General features: G+C 61.7%; 16 protein-coding genes. 12 read left to right on the top strand and 4 right to left on the bottom strand.

Annotated elements, in window-relative coordinates; genetic code table 11:
* Positions 1 to 57: 57 nt before the first annotated feature.
* Positions 58 to 624 carry a nucleotidyltransferase family protein gene (locus IDM28_RS08965; RefSeq protein WP_188035745.1) on the bottom strand — a complete coding sequence of 189 codons (567 nt, stop codon included), beginning with the start codon at positions 622 to 624 and terminating at the stop codon, positions 58 to 60.
* A 242-nt stretch (positions 625 to 866) separates the two neighbouring features.
* Between IDM28_RS08965 and IDM28_RS08960 the strand changes: the two genes are divergently transcribed.
* From IDM28_RS08960 to IDM28_RS08935, 6 genes are all read left to right on the top strand, one after another.
* Entirely contained in the window at positions 867 to 2,093 is a 1,227-nt protein-coding gene (locus IDM28_RS08960; RefSeq protein ID WP_181108430.1) for an MFS transporter, read from the top strand.
* A gap of 120 nt (positions 2,094 to 2,213) precedes the next feature.
* On the top strand, positions 2,214 to 3,011 hold the full coding sequence (locus IDM28_RS08955) for a class I SAM-dependent methyltransferase (RefSeq protein ID WP_150569540.1): 798 nt from the start codon (positions 2,214 to 2,216) through the stop codon (positions 3,009 to 3,011).
* A gap of 173 nt (positions 3,012 to 3,184) precedes the next feature.
* Positions 3,185 to 3,898, top strand: a complete 714-nt coding sequence (locus IDM28_RS08950; protein ID WP_150569541.1) for an AraC family transcriptional regulator — start codon at positions 3,185 to 3,187, stop codon at positions 3,896 to 3,898.
* Between the two features lie 104 nt (positions 3,899 to 4,002).
* On the top strand, positions 4,003 to 5,442 hold the full coding sequence (locus tag IDM28_RS08945) for an efflux transporter outer membrane subunit (RefSeq protein WP_188035744.1): 1,440 nt from the start codon (positions 4,003 to 4,005) through the stop codon (positions 5,440 to 5,442).
* Positions 5,439 to 6,584 carry an HlyD family secretion protein gene (locus IDM28_RS08940; RefSeq protein WP_188035743.1) on the top strand — a complete coding sequence of 382 codons (1,146 nt, stop codon included), beginning with the start codon at positions 5,439 to 5,441 and terminating at the stop codon, positions 6,582 to 6,584. The genes IDM28_RS08945 and IDM28_RS08940 overlap by 4 nt, the downstream gene beginning before the upstream one ends.
* Positions 6,574 to 8,088 carry an MDR family MFS transporter gene (locus tag IDM28_RS08935; RefSeq protein WP_188035742.1) on the top strand — a complete coding sequence of 505 codons (1,515 nt, stop codon included), beginning with the start codon at positions 6,574 to 6,576 and terminating at the stop codon, positions 8,086 to 8,088. The genes IDM28_RS08940 and IDM28_RS08935 overlap by 11 nt, the downstream gene beginning before the upstream one ends.
* Positions 8,089 to 8,090: 2 nt before the next feature.
* Here the strand turns inward: IDM28_RS08935 and IDM28_RS08930 are convergent, their stop codons facing one another.
* Entirely contained in the window at positions 8,091 to 9,005 is a 915-nt protein-coding gene (locus tag IDM28_RS08930; RefSeq protein WP_150572986.1) for a LysR family transcriptional regulator, read from the bottom strand.
* A 119-nt stretch (positions 9,006 to 9,124) separates the two neighbouring features.
* On the opposite strand from IDM28_RS08930, the gene lysA reads away from it, so the two are divergent.
* The 4 genes from lysA (at position 9,125) to IDM28_RS08910 (ending at position 12,490) form a co-directional block, all read left to right on the top strand.
* Positions 9,125 to 10,357: a diaminopimelate decarboxylase gene (gene lysA / locus IDM28_RS08925; RefSeq protein WP_188035741.1), complete on the top strand. Its 1,233-nt coding sequence runs from the start codon at positions 9,125 to 9,127 to the stop codon at positions 10,355 to 10,357.
* 176 nt (positions 10,358 to 10,533) lie between these two features.
* On the top strand, positions 10,534 to 11,127 hold the full coding sequence (locus IDM28_RS08920) for a fasciclin domain-containing protein (protein ID WP_188035740.1): 594 nt from the start codon (positions 10,534 to 10,536) through the stop codon (positions 11,125 to 11,127).
* Positions 11,128 to 11,252: 125 nt separating this feature from the next.
* Positions 11,253 to 11,819: a sigma-70 family RNA polymerase sigma factor gene (locus IDM28_RS08915; RefSeq protein ID WP_224786382.1), complete on the top strand. Its 567-nt coding sequence runs from the start codon at positions 11,253 to 11,255 to the stop codon at positions 11,817 to 11,819.
* Positions 11,816 to 12,490 carry an anti-sigma factor domain-containing protein gene (locus IDM28_RS08910; RefSeq protein WP_188035739.1) on the top strand — a complete coding sequence of 225 codons (675 nt, stop codon included), beginning with the start codon at positions 11,816 to 11,818 and terminating at the stop codon, positions 12,488 to 12,490. Before IDM28_RS08915 ends, IDM28_RS08910 begins: the two co-directional genes overlap by 4 nt.
* A 30-nt stretch (positions 12,491 to 12,520) precedes the next feature.
* On the opposite strand, the gene IDM28_RS08905 is transcribed toward IDM28_RS08910, so the two are convergent.
* Complete coding sequence (locus IDM28_RS08905) at positions 12,521 to 13,543, bottom strand: methionine synthase (protein ID WP_150569550.1); 1,023 nt, start codon at positions 13,541 to 13,543, stop codon at positions 12,521 to 12,523.
* 27 nt (positions 13,544 to 13,570) lie between these two features.
* A complete protein-coding gene (locus IDM28_RS08900; RefSeq protein WP_188035738.1) occupies positions 13,571 to 14,554 on the bottom strand; it encodes a DUF1852 domain-containing protein in 984 nt (327 codons plus the stop codon).
* Between the two features lie 390 nt (positions 14,555 to 14,944).
* Here IDM28_RS08900 and leuC point away from each other — a divergent pair, with 390 nt between their 5' ends.
* Together leuC and leuD are read left to right on the top strand one after the other, a co-directional pair.
* Complete coding sequence (leuC, locus tag IDM28_RS08895; protein ID WP_188035737.1) at positions 14,945 to 16,366, top strand: 3-isopropylmalate dehydratase large subunit; 1,422 nt, start codon at positions 14,945 to 14,947, stop codon at positions 16,364 to 16,366.
* On the top strand, positions 16,363 to 16,977 hold the full coding sequence (gene leuD, locus IDM28_RS08890; RefSeq protein WP_188035736.1) for a 3-isopropylmalate dehydratase small subunit: 615 nt from the start codon (positions 16,363 to 16,365) through the stop codon (positions 16,975 to 16,977). The genes leuC and leuD overlap by 4 nt, the downstream gene beginning before the upstream one ends.
* Positions 16,978 to 16,995: the final 18 nt, after the last annotated feature.

Below are 16,995 nucleotides of genomic sequence, written 5' to 3'. Positions count from 1 at the left end.
TTTTCGCTGTGCGTGCTGAATCGAGGGGGCGCGATTGTAAGGGGGTGACCGGCACTGTCAATGCTGATCTGCCAGTTTCAGCCAAGGCCAACGCTGGCGATAACTTGCTGCCTTATCGTTGAACAAACCAGCCAGCGGGTTGAGTGGGTTGAGCCTGAGGACGTTGTGCTGCAAATCATCCAGCCCGTAGGTGCTGTACAGCTCGCCGGTATATACATCAACGCCGACGCAGGTCGAGGCGATCAGGTAGCGGTCTATGCCGTCGGCAGCCTTGCGAAGCTGCGGGTAGTCAGCACCGAACCTGGTTTTGTACCAAAGGTGAATACGGGCTTGATTGCGCACTTCGACGTTGACACCAAGGTGCGCGCAGGCCTCGTTCACACGCTGAATCACGCGATCCTCTGCTTCCCAGGAAAGATCGCTATCGAAGTAGGCAATGTCGTAGTCCTTGATGCCCCATTCGGCGTTCTGACCTGCCTGGTGATTCCAGAAGGTCTGGAACAGACACCCAGCCACCAGCATGCAGTCCGGGAGCTGCAACGTCGGCAGCAGCGTCAACAGTTGCTGGTTGATCGCATTGGTCTGGATGATCGTCAACAGGTGCTGGTTTGTCACTTGATTCATAGTCGCCGTCCATGTTGGCGTAAGTCGATGCGCTCGCTCAATTCTACCGCTCCCAGAGCACGCCACGGCAAGCGTGAATACCCGACGCCGGCAGCCGCTCTGTTCAGCACCTTTCATCGATACCACTGATGATTACTATCGAACCGCACGCCTGCCCGCTTGCCGCAGGCGACTTCTATAATGCCCGCCAATCCGCCCTCTCCCGCCTGCTCAAGGCGACCTCATCCTTGGAAACTAGCCTCATGCCAAGCGCCAGCCAGGCCCCTAGCGGCCTCCCTGAACACAATCAACAAAGCGTCGCACAGCAGTGGCTGGCGATCCTCTCGGTCGCTGTGGGCGCATTTGCCCTGGTTACCAGCGAGTTTCTGCCAGTGGGCGTGCTCAACGACGTCGCCCGCGACTTGGGCATCAGCGCCGGCCACGCCGGGCTGATGGTCACCGTGCCGGGCATCATGGCGGCCCTCGCTGCCCCGCTGCTGTCAGTCGGCATTGGCACTATGGACCGCCGTTACCTGCTGATCGGCCTGACCCTGATCATGATCATCGCCAACGCAGTGGTGGCTTACGCCAGCGACTTCAGCCTGCTGCTGTTCGGCCGCGTGCTGCTGGGCATCAGTATCGGTGGCTTTTGGGCCACCGCGATTGCCCTGAGTGGCCGCCTCGCGCCCAAGGGTGTCGGCGTGGCACAGGCGACCTCGATCATCATGGTCGGCGTAACCCTGGCCACCGTGCTCGGCGTGCCGGTCGGTACCTGGCTGAGCGGGCTGATGGGCTGGCGCATGACCTTCCTGGTGACCGCACTGGTGGGCATTCCGGTGCTGCTGGCGCAGGTACTTTTGCTACCGCGGCTCAATCCGGAAAAGGCCATCCGCGTCAGTGACCTGCCGGCGTTGTTCATCAATCCGCAGGCGCGGATTGGCCTGATTGCCGTGTTGCTGATTGGCCTGGCGCACTTTGCGGCATACACCTACGTGGCGCCGTTCTTCAAACAGAATGCCGGCTTCGACGGGCCGACCATTGGCTCGCTGCTGTTGCTGTACGGCGTGGCTGGAGTGCTGGGCAATATCTTCGCCGGCTTTGCCGCCAACCGCAGCGTGCGTCATACCTTGATGCTGGTGGCTGTAATGATCGGTATCAGCACTGCACTGTTCCCCCACTTCGCCACCGGCATGACCGGCGCGGCCATCTTGATTGCGCTGTGGGGCTTCGCCTTCGGTGCGTTCCCGGCCTGCGCCAGCATCTGGATGTTCATCGTTGCACCCAAGGACGTCGAACGCGGCATGCCGCTGTTCGTGGCGATGTTCCAGGTGATCATTGCGCTAGGCTCGTTCTTTGGTGGGCAGATCGTCGATCAGCTGGGTACGGCAGCGTTGCTCAGCCTGGCAACTGCTTTGGTCGCCTGCGGCTTCATGACGGTGCTGGTGCTGGGCCGCAAGGTCAGCAACCACCTGGCGGCACAGCCCTGCTAGATTTGAAAGCCGAAGTACTCGCTGCTCGGTGGGTTTGTAACTTGCGTTACGCCTCACTACCGTGCTCACTGAGCAACCAGCCGGCCTGATCACCGGCACTCTCATGGAGTGAAACCGAATATGCCTTCGTTCGAGCAAATGATCGAAAGCAACCGCGATGCCTGGAACGCCTCTGCCGATGCGCATCGCAACGGTGCCACCTGGCAGAGCTTGTTGACGGAGGTTGCCCATGCGCAGTTCTCCTGCCTGGACCCGACACTCACGGCGCTGCTCAAGCAAGTAGACCTTCGCGGCAAACAGGTACTGCAGTTGGGCTGCAACAATGGCCGCGAAGCGCTCTCGCTGTATGCGCTAGGCGCCGAGCATGTGGTCGGCGTCGATCAGTCCGCCGCATTCCTGCAGCAAGCCCATGAACTCGCCGCAAGGTCGCCCCACGCTGTCGAGTTCATCGAGGCCGACATCCACCAGCTACCAGCCTCGATGAACGGGCGCTTCGATGTGGTGCTGATCACCATCGGCGTGCTCAACTGGATGCCCGATCTATCCGCGTTCTTCCGCCACGCCGCCAGCACGCTGAAGCCGGGCGGGACGCTGGCAATTTACGAAACTCACCCGTTCCTGGAAATGCTCGAACCTGAGTCCAACGACCCCTGGCGCATCAGCGGCAGCTACTTCCAGACCGAGCCTGTGGTTGAGGATAAGGCCATTGTTTATGAGGGCCAGGGTGAGGCGAATGGGGTGACGTCGTATTGGCACATCCACCGCATGAGCGACATCGTCACCGCTGTGCTGCAAGCGTCGCTGCAACTGCAGGCGTTCACCGAATACCCGCACTCGAACCGCGAAGAGCTCTATGACGTTTATGAGAGCAACGAGCTGCAGGTGCCGATGTGTTACACCTTGCTGGCAGTGAAATAGCTGCAACCGCAAGCAGGAACAAGCGCACGCTGATTGCGATAAAAAGCAATGGGCAACCGATAAACGCTCTATAAAAGCAAAATTCAGGCAGAATAAATCCCCCTAAAGAAACATGTTGCAATAAACCACCACCAGCCAACGGTATAATCAGATCCGGTCAAACGGAGCGATCCATGCAAACGCTGGGAAGGGATTATCAACACGGCGAGCACGTTGCCCATCACTGCCACGGCGAAGACCAGCTGATCTACGCCGCCAGCGGCATCATGCGTGTCAGCAGTGACGGCGGTAACTACGTCATCCCCGGCGGGCATGCCCTGTGGGTACCGGCCGGGGTCGACCACGCGATCGCCATGCAAGGCCAGGTGCGCATGCGCACGCTGCTGCTTGAAGCGCACATCGACCGCTGTCAGGTGATCGTCGTTTCCGGATTGCTGCGCGAATTGATCCTGGCCGCGTCACGCCTGCCCGACCGGCAGGACGGCGAACACATCCGCGCTCTGATCAAACACGAACTGGCCAACGCGGCCCACCTCGATGCCTTCGTAGCCATGCCGCAGCATGCGCGGCTGCGAGCGTGGTGCGAGCGCTTTCTCGACGACCCGGCCCAAGACCTCACCCTGGAGCAATGCGGCACTCAGCTCAACCTCAGTGCCCGCAGCGTGGCGCGGTTGTTTCAGCGGGAAGTGGGCATGTCCTATGGCGAATGGCGGACTCGCGCGCGGGTCATGCTTAGCCAGCAGAAGCTCGCCGAGGGCAAGCCGATCCTGACGGTGGCGCTGGAGCACGGTTACGAAAGCGCCAGCGCCTTTGCGGCCATGTTCAAGCGCACGCTCGGTCAGGCGCCGAGCGATTGGCAGTTGCGCCTGCTGGGCAGCAGCGACTAGCCAGCAGGTTGTCCCGTTTGCACGCATGGTTGGCGCGCTTGCGGCAGCGGCGCAGCGGGTGCGCTGAGTAACCTCGCATCACAGCCCCTGATGCGACATTTGTGATGCCTTTACGCCAATCCTCCCCCCGCCCTACCCGGTTTGCCTTGGCCATGCTCTGTGCGCTGACTGCCTGCACCCGGCAACCTGTGCCCGCGCCGCCCCCCTTGCAGATTGATGCCCTGGCCAGCGTGCCCATCGGTACCAGCAGGCAGGCCCTGCCCGAGGACTGGTGGCGGCTGTTCAATGATCCGCAGCTTGACCGCTGGGTACAGCGCGCCCTGGCGCGCAATCAGGACCTGGCCCAGGCCGAAGCCAACGTACAGGCGATGCTGGCGGGCATTGCCGAGTTCGACGCCCAACGCTGGCCCGCCACTGCACTTGGCCTGGCAGCCACTTACGGTAAAACTGCTGATGATCAGACCCTGGCCAAAGCCACCGACAGCCACGCCTCGGCGCAGTGGCAACTCAATCCGGGCATCGAGCTGGCCTATCAGGTCGATATCTGGGGGCAGGTACGCGCTGCCATCGAGCGCGCCGCGGTGCAGGCCGACGCCAGCGCCGCAGCACTGGACCTGGTGCGCCTGAATGTCGTCACTCAAACCAGCCGTGCCTATGTCCAGCACTGCACCTACAGCGCCCGTCTGAACCAGGCCAGGCAATCCCTGCGCAGCCTTGAGCGCAGCGTGCAACTCAGCCAACGCCAGCAGCAAGCGGGCATCGCCACCGAGCTGGACCGCGAGCGCCTGCTCGCACTGCGAGAGCAGCTGCGCGCCGAATTACCGTTGCTCGAAGCGCACCGGCAGATGGCCCTGTACGAGCTGAACATGCTCAGTGGCCAGGCTGCGCCGGCAGAGGCCATAACCTGCGACAGCCCGCCCACGCTGGCGGCTGCGCTGCCGCTAGGCGATGGCTGGCAGTTGCTCGAACGCCGCCCGGATGTGCGCCAGGCCGAGCGTGAGCTGCGCGCCGCCGGGCTGGGCGTCGAGATCGTCACCGCCGACCTTTACCCCAAGGTCAGCTTTGGCGCTTCGCTGACGGCTGCCGACCAACACCTCGGTCACCTCGGCGATAGCCGCGCGGTGATGTTCGGCATAGGCCCGCTGATCACCTGGCAGTTCCCCAACGTGCGCGCCAACCGCGCCCGAGTGCGCAAGGCCGAAGCCTTGCAGCAGGCCCAACGGGCTCATTACCAAGGCGTCGCGCTGGCCGCATTGAAGGATGTGCGCCAGGCCCTCGCTCGCTTCGACGGTGAGCGGCGAAGCCTGCTGGCCGTCACCGCTGCGCTGGAGCACGGTCAACGTGCGCATGCACTGGCCGACTTCAATTACCGCGCCGGCGCCCTCGACGGCCTGGCGTTGCTCGACAGCGAACGCGAGCTGATACGCCTGCGCGCTCGCCAGGTCGACGCCCAAGGTCGTCTCGCCCAGGCCCAGATCAACCTGTTGCGCGCCCTCGGCGGCCGCTGGCAGGCACCCATCAGTAAAACCGGAACCCAACCATGAACAGTGCCGTACAACCCACCGTGCCCAACGCTGCCGAGCAGCGCAGTAAAACCACAACCCGGCGGCGCCTGGTGCTGACGCTAGCGCTCGCCGTGACCGTGGTCGCGCTGGTGGCGCTGGCCAGTTATTGGTGGGCCACGGGCCGCTATCTGCAGAGCACCGATGACGCCTACATCAAGGCTGACTGGGTGGCGCTGAGTTCGCGCGTGGCGGGCAATGTGGCGGCTGTTGAAGTCGAAGACGACCAACCGGTCAAGGCCGGAGACGTGCTGGTGCGCCTGCACGATCGCGACTACAGCGCCCGCCTTGATCAGGCAAAAGCCGGTGTTGCCCAGGCGCAGGCGGCACTGCTCGCAGCCGCTGCCAGCCAGCAACTGGCGGCCGAGCGGATCACCCTGCAAGGCCAGGCCATCCTCCAGGCGCAGGCCGCCCTGCGCAGCGCCAAGGCCGAAGCGCGCCGCAGCCAGCTCGATGTCCAGCGTTATCGCGAACTGGTGCGTGACCACGCCGCCACCGCGCAACGGCTGGAAACCGCCACCAGCCAGGCCAGCCAGGCGCAAGCGGGCGAGCAAGTCGCCCAGGCCGCACTGCAGCAACAGCAAGCGCAACTGAACATGGCCAAACTGCGCGCCGCGCAGGTCGATGCCAAACTCCAGCAGTGCCAAGCGACCCTTTCCCGCGCGCAAGCCCAACAACGGCTGGCCGAACAGGATCAACAAGACACCGTGATTCGCGCCCCGATCGCCGGGGTGGTCGGCCAACGCCGAGTTCGTGCCGGGCAATATGTAGTGCCAGGCCAGCCGCTGCTGGCAGTGGTGCCGTGGCAGCAGGCCTACGTCGTGGCCAACTACAAGGAAACCCAGCTGGAGCACATGCGCCCCGGCCAGCCGGTACGCATCGCGGTCGACAGCTTTCCCGACCACGACCTGCAAGGGCATGTAGCGAGCTTGTCGCCGGCCTCCGGCAATGTCTTCGCGCTGCTCCCGTCCGATAACGCTACCGGCAACTTCACCAAGATCGTGCAGCGCTTCCCGGTACGCATCCTGCTCGATCAACCGTTGCCGGATCTGCCGATCCTGCCCGGCATGTCGGTTGTGACACGGGTCGACACGCGCCCGGGGGCAAGCACCGATGAGCACTGAGCAACCGGTATCGTTGCGTGCCTGGGTGGCAGTGCTGGCGGGGCTGTTCGGCTGCTTCATGGCCGGCATGAACGTACACGTCACCAGCGCGGCGCTGCCCGAGATTCGGGGTTCACTGGGGGCCAGCTTTGAAGAAGGCTCATGGATATCCACGGCCTATCTGGTCGCAGAAATCGTGATGATCCCGCTGACCGCCTGGCTGGTCAAAGTGTTCTCCCTGCGCCGAGTGATGTGGACCGGTTCGTTTATCTTTCTGCTCGCCTCGGTAGCCTGCTCGGCGGCACCCAATCTGGAGACGATGATTTTCATCCGGGTCATTCAGGGCGCGGCTGGCGCGGTGCTGATTCCGCTGTCGTTCCAGCTGATCATCACCGAGCTACCGGCGCGCAAGATGGCCATGGGCATGGCCCTGTTCAGCCTGGCCAACAGCGTCGCCCAAGCCGCGGGCCCGTCGCTGGGCGGCTGGCTCACCGACGCCTTTTCGTGGCGCTGGATCTTCTACCTGCAACTGGTGCCGGGTATTGCCTTGCTGCTCGCCATCGCCTGGTCGATCGAAGCCAAACCGATGCAGCTGGCGCGCCTGCGCCAAGGCGACTGGCTGGGCATCGCCGCCATGGTCATCGGCCTGGGCGGGCTGCAGATCGTGCTGGAAGAAGGCGGCCGCCTCGACTGGTTCAGCTCGCCGTTGATTGCCGGCCTCAGCCTGATTGCCGCCGTTGCGCTGGTGCTGTTCGTGGCGACCCAGCTGTTTGGCTCACGTGCCTTCATCAATCTGCGCCTGCTCGGCCACTACAACTTCGGCGTGGCCAGCGCGGCGATGTTCATCTTTGGCGCGGCTACCTTTGGCCTGGTCTTTCTGGTGCCCAACTATCTGTCGCAGCTGCAGGGTTTCAGCGCCCATCAGGTCGGCGTGGCGCTGATTGCCTACGGCGTGGTGCAACTGCTGCTGGCGCCACTGATGCCCCGCCTGATGGGCTGGACCAGTGCCAAGTTCATGGTCGCCAGCGGCTTTTTGATCATGGCACTGGGCTGCTGGTTGGGCGCGTGGCTGAGCGCCGATGCCGGCAACAACGTGATCATTCCCTCGACCGTGGTGCGCGGCATTGGTCAGCCGTTCATCATGGTGGCGTTGTCGGTGCTGGCCGTCGCTGGCCTGGACAAGCGCCAGGCCGGCTCAGCCTCGGCGGTGTTTTCCATGCTGCGCAACCTCGGCGGGGCCATCGGTACGGCGGGGTTGACGCAGATCGTCGCCAGCCGAGAACGGCTGCATAGCGAGCGCTTGCATGAGCACGTCACGCTGTTCTCGCCCGCCCTGCAGGAGCGTATCGGCCAACCGATGCAGAGCTGGCTGCTGCAGCAGCAACAGCTGCTCGAAGGGCTGGCCGGGACGATCCGCCGCGAGGCCTACCTGATGGCCTACAGCGATGCATTCTATGTGTCGTGCCTGGCGCTTACCGCCTGCGCAGTCGCGGCCCTGCTGCTGCGCTCGGAACGGGCAAAGTGAATTTACAGCCCCGTAGCCAAGGCATCACTCAGCTTGCGAGCTTGCGCCCGCAGCGTCTGGCAGAAACGATCGACCGCCGCCGAGCCGGGGCGGTGGTCTGGGCGAACCAACATCACCTTGTAGGGTACGCAGACACTCAGCCTGCGTATCGACAGGCCACTGCGCGCAGCGTCCAGGCCACTTAGCGGATTGATGACTGCCACGCCCAGCCCTTGCCTGACCATCGCGCATACCGAGGCGGCATTGGTCGTCTCGATGACGGTGCGCCGGTTGACGCCTGCCGCGCTGAAATGCTGATCCAGCTGCTGGCGATAGGTATCCAGGCTGGAGAGGTTGATGAAATCAACCTGGTGAAAGTCACTGAGCTCAAGCTGGCGCTTGTCGAGCAACGGGTGCTGATCCGGCAATAGGCAGACCATGCTTGCGCTGAACAACAACTCAGCGACGGTCCCGTGTGGCGTTTGCTCGACCTCGGTGAGCCCAAGGTCATGCTGTTGTGCAATCAGAGACTCTTCCAGCAGTGGCGACTCTTGCGCTTCGATCCGCACGCTCACGCCGGGGTAGTGTTGATGAAAGCTTTGGCACACCTCTGGCAGTAACGTCTGCGAAAACAGTGGCAGGCAAGTGATCGCCAACCTGCCCTGCTCAAAGTTGCGAATGGCCTGGGCGCAGCGATCGATACGCTCCAGAGCGATGTACGACCGCTCCACTTCCTCCAGCAGCAGCAACGCCTGCGCAGTAGGCTTCAAGCGTCCTGCTTCGCGGTCAAACAGGCTCAACCCCACCAGTTGTTCGAACCTCGCCAGTTCACGGCTGACGGTAGGCTGCGAGGTGAACAGCAGGCGTGCAGCCCCGGTCACGCTGCCGGCTGACATGATGGCCCGAAAGATCTCGATATGACGAAATGTAAGCTTCACAGCGGCACCGACGCAGCAGAATTGCCATATCAGATATGAATTGCTGACACATAAAAAGCTATTTTTATAAATACGTCGCTTACCGCAACCTTGGGCCCCTCCCGTACAAGGATTACCCCATGCCTGAATCCACCCCCTTCCACTTGCTGGCCAGCGCAGTTCACCGCCATGGCTTGCCGTTTTGGGCCTACGACGCAAACACCATCAACGCCAGGATCGACCAGTTGCAAGGCTTCGATCTGGTTCGCTATGCGCAGAAAGCCAACCCGAATCTGCATATCCTGCGCCTGATGCGCGCGCGAGGCCTGGCCCTGGATGCGGTATCACTGGGCGAAATCGAACGGGCCCTGGCTGCAGGCGCCACGCTCGATCGGCAGCCAGCAGAGCTGGTACTGACCAGCGATGTGCTGGATCGCGCCACGCTGGCGCGGGTGGTCGAAGCGGGCATCGAGGTCAATGCGGGCTCGATCGACATGCTCCGACAGCTGGGCGAATGCTCCCCCGGGCACCGGGTGTGGCTGCGGATCAACCCGGGCTTCGGCCACGGCCACAGCCGCAAGACCAACACCGGCGGCGAAAACAGCAAGCATGGCATTTGGCACGAGCAACTCGGCGAGGCCCTCGACTGCATCCGCGCCCACGGCCTGCACCTGGTGGGCGTGCACATGCACATCGGCTCAGGTGTGGATTATGCGCACCTGGAGCAGGTTGCCCAGGCGATGGTCGCATTGGTCGGCCGGCTGGACATGGATATCGAGGCGTTCTCCATCGGCGGCGGGTTATCGGTACCGTACCGGGACGGCGACACTCCGGTCGACATCCAGCGCTATGCCCGGACCTGGGCAGCGGCGAAAAGCCAGATCGAAACAATGCTTGGCCATGGCGTGCGCATGGAGATCGAGCCGGGGCGGTTCTTGCTTGCCGAGTCGGGCTACCTGGTGACCGAGGTGCGTGCGGTCAAGCAGATGGGCGGCAACCGCTTCATCATGGTCGACGCCGGCTTCAACGATTTGCTGCGCCCGGCGCTGTATGGCAGTTATCACCGGATGACAGTGCTTGATGCCAACGGCAATCCAGTCGAGCGGCCATTGCAACTGACTCAGGTGGCTGGCCCGCTGTGCGAGTCGGGCGATGTTTTCACCCAGGACGAGCACGGGCTGGCGGCGCAGTTGTTGCCCCAGGCCTGTGTCGGCGACCTGCTGGTGATCCACGACGCAGGGGCCTACGGCGCCTCCATGTCGTCGAACTACAACAGTCGGCCGTTGTTACCCGAAGTGCTGATCGAGGATGGCGATATTCGTCTGATCAGACGCCGACAAACCATTCAGGCGCTATTGGACCTGGAACTGTAAGAACCACGCTGATCGAATCGGGCCGAGCCGATCAGCGGCATTTCACCAGCGCCAAGCGACACACTTGTCCCGCCCTGAAAATAAAACTTGCCCCACTGCATCCAACCCGCCACCCACCGCGTATATCAAGCACGGACAGACCTTCCTGGCCGATACTTCCTGCAAGGATCACCACCATGAAACGCACTGCATTGAAAACGCAGCTGGTCGCCAGCCTGCTGACGCTCGCCTTCGCCGGTAATTTCACCATCAGTACCGCGCAAGCGGCGAGCATGAACCAGGACAGCGTCATGGTGGGCGGCCAGAGCATGTTGCCGAGCAAGGACATCATCGACAACGCAGTGAACTCTGCAGATCACACTACGTTGGTCGCCGCAGTGAAAGCGGCCGGGCTGGTCGACACCCTCAAAGGCAAAGGCCCGTTCACCGTATTCGCGCCGGTCAACTCAGCCTTCGCGGCATTGCCTGCGGGCACTGTCGACACGCTGCTGAAACCGGAAAACAAGGCCAGCTTGAGCAAACTGCTCACCTATCACGTCGTTGCCGGCAAGCTCGACATGGCTGCCCTTGCCGCCAAGATCAAGGCGGGCGGCGGCAAAGCCGAACTGACCACCGTGGCGGGCGGCAAGTTGTGGGCGATGATGAACGGGCCGCACAACATCACCCTCAAGGATGAAAAGGGTGGCATGGCCGACATCACCACCTACGACGTGTACCAGTCCAACGGCGTGATCCAGGTAATCGACAAGGTCCTGATGCCTAAAGGCTGAGCCCTGCCGCCGCGCCCATCGGACGGGGTGCGGCGGTATTGGCCAGGCGCCGCTCAGTGAATGGCCCGTCCCCATTTCCTACACTATTCTCTGACTGCAATCGAAGCCTCGCATCACTCAACCCGATTGCCTGGAGAACAGCTATCTCAATCGCCGAAAGTGACCAGTTGGCGCAGCTCCTGGCATCCACTGCGCTGGGCGACCGGCGCGCCTTCGAAACGCTCTATCGCAGTGTAAGCCCGCGCTTGCACGGGATTGCCCTGCGTTTCATGGGGCGCGGCGATCTGGCTGAAGATGTGCTGCAGGAGAGTTTCGTGCGCATCTGGCATAACGCCTCCCGCTACCAGGTGCACATTTCCGCGCCAATGACCTGGATGATCAACATCACTCGCAATCAGGCCGTGGATCACCTGCGCAAGCAACGTGAACGCTCGCTGAGCGATGTCGAAGCGCAGCTGCTGGAGGATCAAGGTCCTTCCGCGCATGAGCAATTGAGCACTGCCCGCGAGGCTAGCGCGCTGAACCGCTGCCTGGACACGCTTGAAGGCATGCAACGCCAGTCGATCGCCGTCGCGTATTTCCAGGGTTTGTCCTGTGCCGAACTCGCCGTCCACCTCAAGGCTCCATTGGGCTCGGTCAAGTCGTGGATCCGCCGCGGTATGGAGCGCCTGCGCAGGTGCCTTGAATCATGAACTATCAAACCCCTGCCCTGCGCCGTGCCTTGGCTGGCGACTACGCCGTCGGTTTGATGCCGGCGCTGGCGCAGCGGCGCTTTGAACGGCTGTTGCTTGAAGACAAGGCGCTGCGTGCAGAGCTTACCCAGTGGCAAACCTGCCTGGCCAGCATGACCGAGACTATCCCAGAGTCGCCCGTTGCCGAGCATGTCTGGCAGCGGATCAGGGCACGCATCGAACCGCAGCCGGTCACTGAACCGGCTAAACGCAGGTGGTGGAACGGGCTGCGTATCGGCGTGGTGGCTTGTGCGCTGGCGGTGGCCGTGGTGTTTGGCGTGATCCACAACCTCGACGACAGCCGCTACCGCGCCACCCTGCGCAGTGACACTGCGCAGGCTGTGTTCCGGATTGACGCTGGTGCAGACCAGTTGCACATCGAAGCGCTGGCACTGACTGCAATTACCCCGGCGCACAGCCTGCAACTCTGGGCGATCGCCGCGGGCAGCAAGCCGGTCTCGCTCGGGGTGATCGCCGCGACTGGCCGCAGCACGCTCAAGCTTGATCAGGCCCAGAGCCGATTGCTCGGCAAGGCCGTGGTGTTGGCGATCAGCCTTGAACCCAAAGGCGGCTCGCCGACCGGTCAACCGACCGGGCCGGTACTGTACAAAGGTGCGCTGGCGGATCTGTAGACCAGACCCGCCACTGGCCCGGCAGGGGCTTCAGAGCTCTCGGCGAACGATCTCTGCACCCGCACTCAGCGCGCTCAGCTTGCCCTGGGCAACCTGCCGGGGCAACGGCGCCATGCCACAGTTGGTGCACGGGAACAGCTTGTCGGCATCGACGAACTGCAGCGCTTTGCGCAAGGTGTTGGCCACCTCCTCGGGCGTTTCGATGGTGTGGTTCGCCACATCGATCGCGCCGACCATTACCTTCTTGCCACGGATCAGCTCGATCAGGTCCATTGGCACATGGGAGTTGTGGCATTCGAGCGAAATGATGTCGATGCTGGACTTCTGCAGTTTCGGAAACGCCTCTTCGTACTGACGCCATTCCGAGCCGAGGGTCTTCTTCCAGTCGGTGTTGGCCTGGATGCCGTAGCCGTAGCAGATATGCACCGCGGTTTCGCACTTCAGGCCTTCGACTGCCCGCTCCAGGGCAGCAACGCCCCAGTCGTTGACTTCGTCGAAGAATACGTTGAAGGCCGGTTCGTCGAACTGAATGATATCGACGCCGGCCGCTTCCAGTTCCCTGGCTTCCTGGTTGAGGATCTTGGCAAATTCCCACGCCAGCTTTTCACGGCTTTTGTAATGGCTGTCGTAAAGCGTATCGATCATGGTCATGGGGCCCGGCAGTGCCCACTTGATCGGCTGATCGGTCAGCTGGCGCAGGTACCTGGCGTCTTCGACAAACACCGGTCTTGTCCGCGCAACAGCGCCTACAACGGTTGGCACGCTGGCATCGTAACGGTCACGGATCCTGACAGTTTCGCGCTTTTCGAAATCAACCCCGCTCAAATGCTCGATGAACGTGGTGACGAAGTGCTGACGGGTTTGCTCACCGTCACTGACGATATCGATGCCCGCCTGTTGCTGCGCTTGCAACGACAGACGCAGCGCATCCTGTTTACCCTCAGTCAGTTCATCGCCTTGCAGTTTCCAGGGCGACCAGAGTGTTTCGGGCTGGGCCAGCCAGGAGGGTTTCGGCAGGCTGCCGGCAGTCGAAGTGGGTAGCAGTTTTTTCACGGTAGATAACCTTGCTTTGTTAACGGCTCAAACCGCGTAGTTGGCGGCCCACTGTTCGAGAACAGCGCGGTGAGGTTTGATGAAGTGTTCGGCGACGAACTGGCCCTGCTCTTGCGCCAGCCGGCTGCGCTCATCGCGGTCATAGACGATGCGCGTCAATGAATAATCTTCATGTTGCAGGCTTGGCCGGTACGACTTGCCCGCCGCGGAATTGGCGTTGTAGATCTCGGGACGATAGATCTTCTGGAAGGTGTCCATCGTGCTGATGGTGCTGACCAGCTCAAGCGTTGTGTAATCGGCCAGCAGATCACCCGAGAAATAAAACGCCAGCGGCGCAACGCTGTTGGGCGGCATAAAGTAACGCACCTTCAAGCCCATCTGTTTGAAGTATTCATCGGTCAGCGAGTAGTCATCCTGGCGATACTCGATACCCAGCACCGGGTGGTGATTGTCGGTGCGCTGATACGTCCTGCTGGTGGAAACGCTCAGGCAGATAACCGGGGGCTTGGCGAAGTGCTCGCGGTAGGCGCTGGACGTGACGAAGTGCTGGAACAGCTTGCCGTGCAGCTCGCCGAAGTTTTCCGGAACGGCAAACTCGGACGCGCCTTTGTTGTGCTGCAACAACAGCACACTGAAGTCGTAATCGCGCACGTAGGAGGAGAAGTTGTTGCCCACCATGCCCTGGGTACGCTCGCCGGTGACGCGATCCACTACGGTCGCTTTCAATATCTCGATCAACGGCAGGCCGCGCGCGCCGTCAGGTGCACCGAGGTCCATTTCAACCGAGATGATGTCCAGTTCGACGCTGTAGCGATCCGCTGTCGGGTTGTCCCAATGGGCCAAGGCATTGAAGCGGTTGTCGATCATCTGCAGGGTGTTGCGCAGGTTCTCCCGGCGATTACTGCCGCGCGCCAGATTGGCGAAGTTGGTGGTAATGCGGGTCTTTTCGCAGGGTTGATAGTGTTCGTCGAAACGAAGACTTTTCAGGGTAAAGGCAAACTGGTTATTCATCGCTAACTGTCGTCCTGTGCGGCGAGATGAGACTGAATGCGTCCGTTGCGTTTGCCGTGATGGGCAACTTCAACCTCAAGATCAATCGCGTCTCTGTGTGGAGAAAATTCTAGGTCATTTACCCCTTGCGGAATATTGAAACGATTTCACAGCAGCTTTAGGCATATTCATGATGACAGCTGATTTCGCCCCCCTGCCCCTTTCCTGACACCCGTCATCGAGCCAGCCTGATAGCACGAAGCGGATCAAACACTTATGCACGAAGTGTGAATCCAGACTCCACTGATGTCGGGTTGATGCTCGTGGTCGCGTAGTTATTCTGTAATCAACGCTGCAGTGCAGCGACCGTGATGCCTAAGGGCGGAATAACAACAAAGGTACGTACGTGCGATGAGCAGCCCAAGAACGCTTTATCAGAAGCATATCGACTCGCACACTGTGTGCGAGCTGGACGACCAAGGTCATGTGCTTCTCTACATTGATCGGCAGGTCGCCAACGAATACACCAGCCCACAAGCCTTCAGCGGGCTTCGCGAAGCAGGCAGAAAAGTCTGGCGGCCCTCTGCAACCTTATGCGTTGTAGACCATGTCAACCCGACTGCGCCGCACCGCACCGCGCAGATGCCCGACGCCGGCGGTGCACTGCAGGTCAGCTACTTCGAACAGAACTGCCGTGATTTTGGCCTGGAACTGTTCGACGTCCTCGACAAGCGCCAAGGCATCGAGCACGTGGTCGCGCCTGAGCAAGGCTATATCCTTCCAGGCATGGTTGTCGCAGCCGGCGACAGCCACACGACTACCTACGGCGCACTGGGGGCGTTTGGCTTCGGCATAGGTACTTCCGAAATCGAACACCTGCTAGCCACCCAGACCCTGGTCTACAAACGCTTGAAGAGCATGCGCGTCACAGTTGAAGGCGTCCCTGGCCCAGGGCTGGTGTCCAAGGACATCATCATGGAACTCATCCGCCAGATCGGCGCAGCTGGTGCTACCGGTTACGCTATTGAATTCGCCGGACCGGCCATCAACGCATTGAGCGTGGAAGCACGCATGACCATCTGCAACATGGCCGTCGAAGCGGGCGCTCGCGGGGCGTTCATGGCGCCTGACGAGAACGTCTTTGCCTACCTGAAGGACAAGCCGCGGGTACCGCAAGGGGCCCAGTGGCAGGCTGCGGTCGAGCAATGGCAATCACTGTATTCAGATGCGGGGGCGAGCTTCGACAAGGAAATCCAGATGCATGTCGACAACCTGCAACCGATGGTCACGTGGGGCACCAGCCCTGATCAGGCGGCTTCCATTACCGACCTGGTGCCTGATCCAATGCAGCAATCTGATCTGATCTTGCGCCAGGACCTGCAGCGGGCCCTGCGTTACATGGACTTGCAGCCGGGCACTGCCCTGCAAGGCATCACCATCAGCCATGCGTTCATAGGCTCCTGCACCAACGCGCGTATCGAAGACCTGCGCGACGCGGCGCGCGTGGTCAAAGGCCGCAAGGTTGCCGATGGCGTTCGCGCAATGATCGTGCCCGGCTCAACGCTGGTGCGTGATCAGGCCGAAACTGAAGGTCTGGCGGACATTTTCCGCGATGCCGGCTTCGAATGGCGTCAATCAGGCTGCTCGATGTGCCTGGCCATGAACGACGATGTTCTCAACCCGGGTGATCGTTGCGCCTCGAGCACCAACCGCAACTTCGAGGGCCGTCAGGGCGCTGGCGCGCGCACCCACCTGATGAGCCCCGCAATGGTTGCCGCTGCGGCGGTCACCGGTCACCTGGTCGATGTACGTGCGTTGGTACTGGAGGCATGAGCATGCAATCGTTCACCTATGTAGAAGGCTGCGCAGCGCCGATGCTGGCAGCCAACGTCGACACCGACGTAATCATGCCCAAGCAGTTCTTGAAAGGCATCGACCGCAGCGGGCTGGACAAGGGCGTGTTCTTCGACCTGCGCTTTCTTGCCGACGGCACGCCCAACCCGGACTTTGTACTGAATCAGGAGCCCTGGAATACCTCAGCGTTTCTCGTGGTCGGCCCGAACTTCGGCTGTGGTTCAAGCCGTGAACATGCTGTTTGGGGGTTGAAGCAGCTCGGCGTACGTGCGCTTATCGGGACTACCTTCGCCGGTATTTTCTACGACAACTGCCAGCGCAATGGTGTACTGACCATTCAGCTCTCACCGGCTGAACTGAAGGAGCTCGGACAAGTCGTCGGCGAACGCGGCAGTGCCTGCATCGCCATCGATCTGGAGGCTCAGCACATCCTCCTGGTGGATGGCCGCGCCATTGCATTCAACATCGACGCGTTACGCAAACAAGCGCTGCTGTTGGGGCTGGATGCCATTGGTACGACCCTGCAACGGCACGGTCAGATCTGTGACTTCGAGTCGCGTCACCTCGCGCGCAATCCCTGGCTGGCTTGAGCCAGCGGTTGCGCCATT

Source organism: Pseudomonas sp. EZ-C24 (assembly GCF_014525325.1).
GTDB lineage: Bacteria > Pseudomonadota > Gammaproteobacteria > Pseudomonadales > Pseudomonadaceae > Aquipseudomonas > Aquipseudomonas shirazensis.
This window is presented reverse-complemented; position numbering and strand designations above follow the sequence as displayed.

Excerpts from the sequence above, each read along its gene's own strand:
- IDM28_RS08940 (WP_188035743.1), top strand. The coding sequence starts at position 5,439 with ATGAACAGTGCCGTACAACCCACCGTGCCCAACGCTGCCGAGCAGCGC.
- IDM28_RS08910 (WP_188035739.1), top strand. The coding sequence starts at position 11,816 with ATGAACTATCAAACCCCTGCCCTGCGCCGTGCCTTGGCTGGCGACTAC.
- IDM28_RS08950 (WP_150569541.1), top strand. The coding sequence starts at position 3,185 with ATGCAAACGCTGGGAAGGGATTATCAACACGGCGAGCACGTTGCCCAT.
- lysA (WP_188035741.1), top strand. The coding sequence starts at position 9,125 with ATGCCTGAATCCACCCCCTTCCACTTGCTGGCCAGCGCAGTTCACCGC.
- IDM28_RS08920 (WP_188035740.1), top strand. The coding sequence starts at position 10,534 with ATGAAACGCACTGCATTGAAAACGCAGCTGGTCGCCAGCCTGCTGACG.
- leuD (WP_188035736.1), top strand. The coding sequence starts at position 16,363 with ATGAGCATGCAATCGTTCACCTATGTAGAAGGCTGCGCAGCGCCGATG.
- IDM28_RS08935 (WP_188035742.1), top strand. The coding sequence starts at position 6,574 with ATGAGCACTGAGCAACCGGTATCGTTGCGTGCCTGGGTGGCAGTGCTG.
- IDM28_RS08965 (WP_188035745.1), bottom strand. The coding sequence starts at position 624 with ATGAATCAAGTGACAAACCAGCACCTGTTGACGATCATCCAGACCAAT.
- IDM28_RS08900 (WP_188035738.1), bottom strand. The coding sequence starts at position 14,554 with ATGAATAACCAGTTTGCCTTTACCCTGAAAAGTCTTCGTTTCGACGAA.
- IDM28_RS08955 (WP_150569540.1), top strand. The coding sequence starts at position 2,214 with ATGCCTTCGTTCGAGCAAATGATCGAAAGCAACCGCGATGCCTGGAAC.
- IDM28_RS08945 (WP_188035744.1), top strand. The coding sequence starts at position 4,003 with ATGCCTTTACGCCAATCCTCCCCCCGCCCTACCCGGTTTGCCTTGGCC.
- IDM28_RS08960 (WP_181108430.1), top strand. The coding sequence starts at position 867 with ATGCCAAGCGCCAGCCAGGCCCCTAGCGGCCTCCCTGAACACAATCAA.
- leuC (WP_188035737.1), top strand. The coding sequence starts at position 14,945 with ATGAGCAGCCCAAGAACGCTTTATCAGAAGCATATCGACTCGCACACT.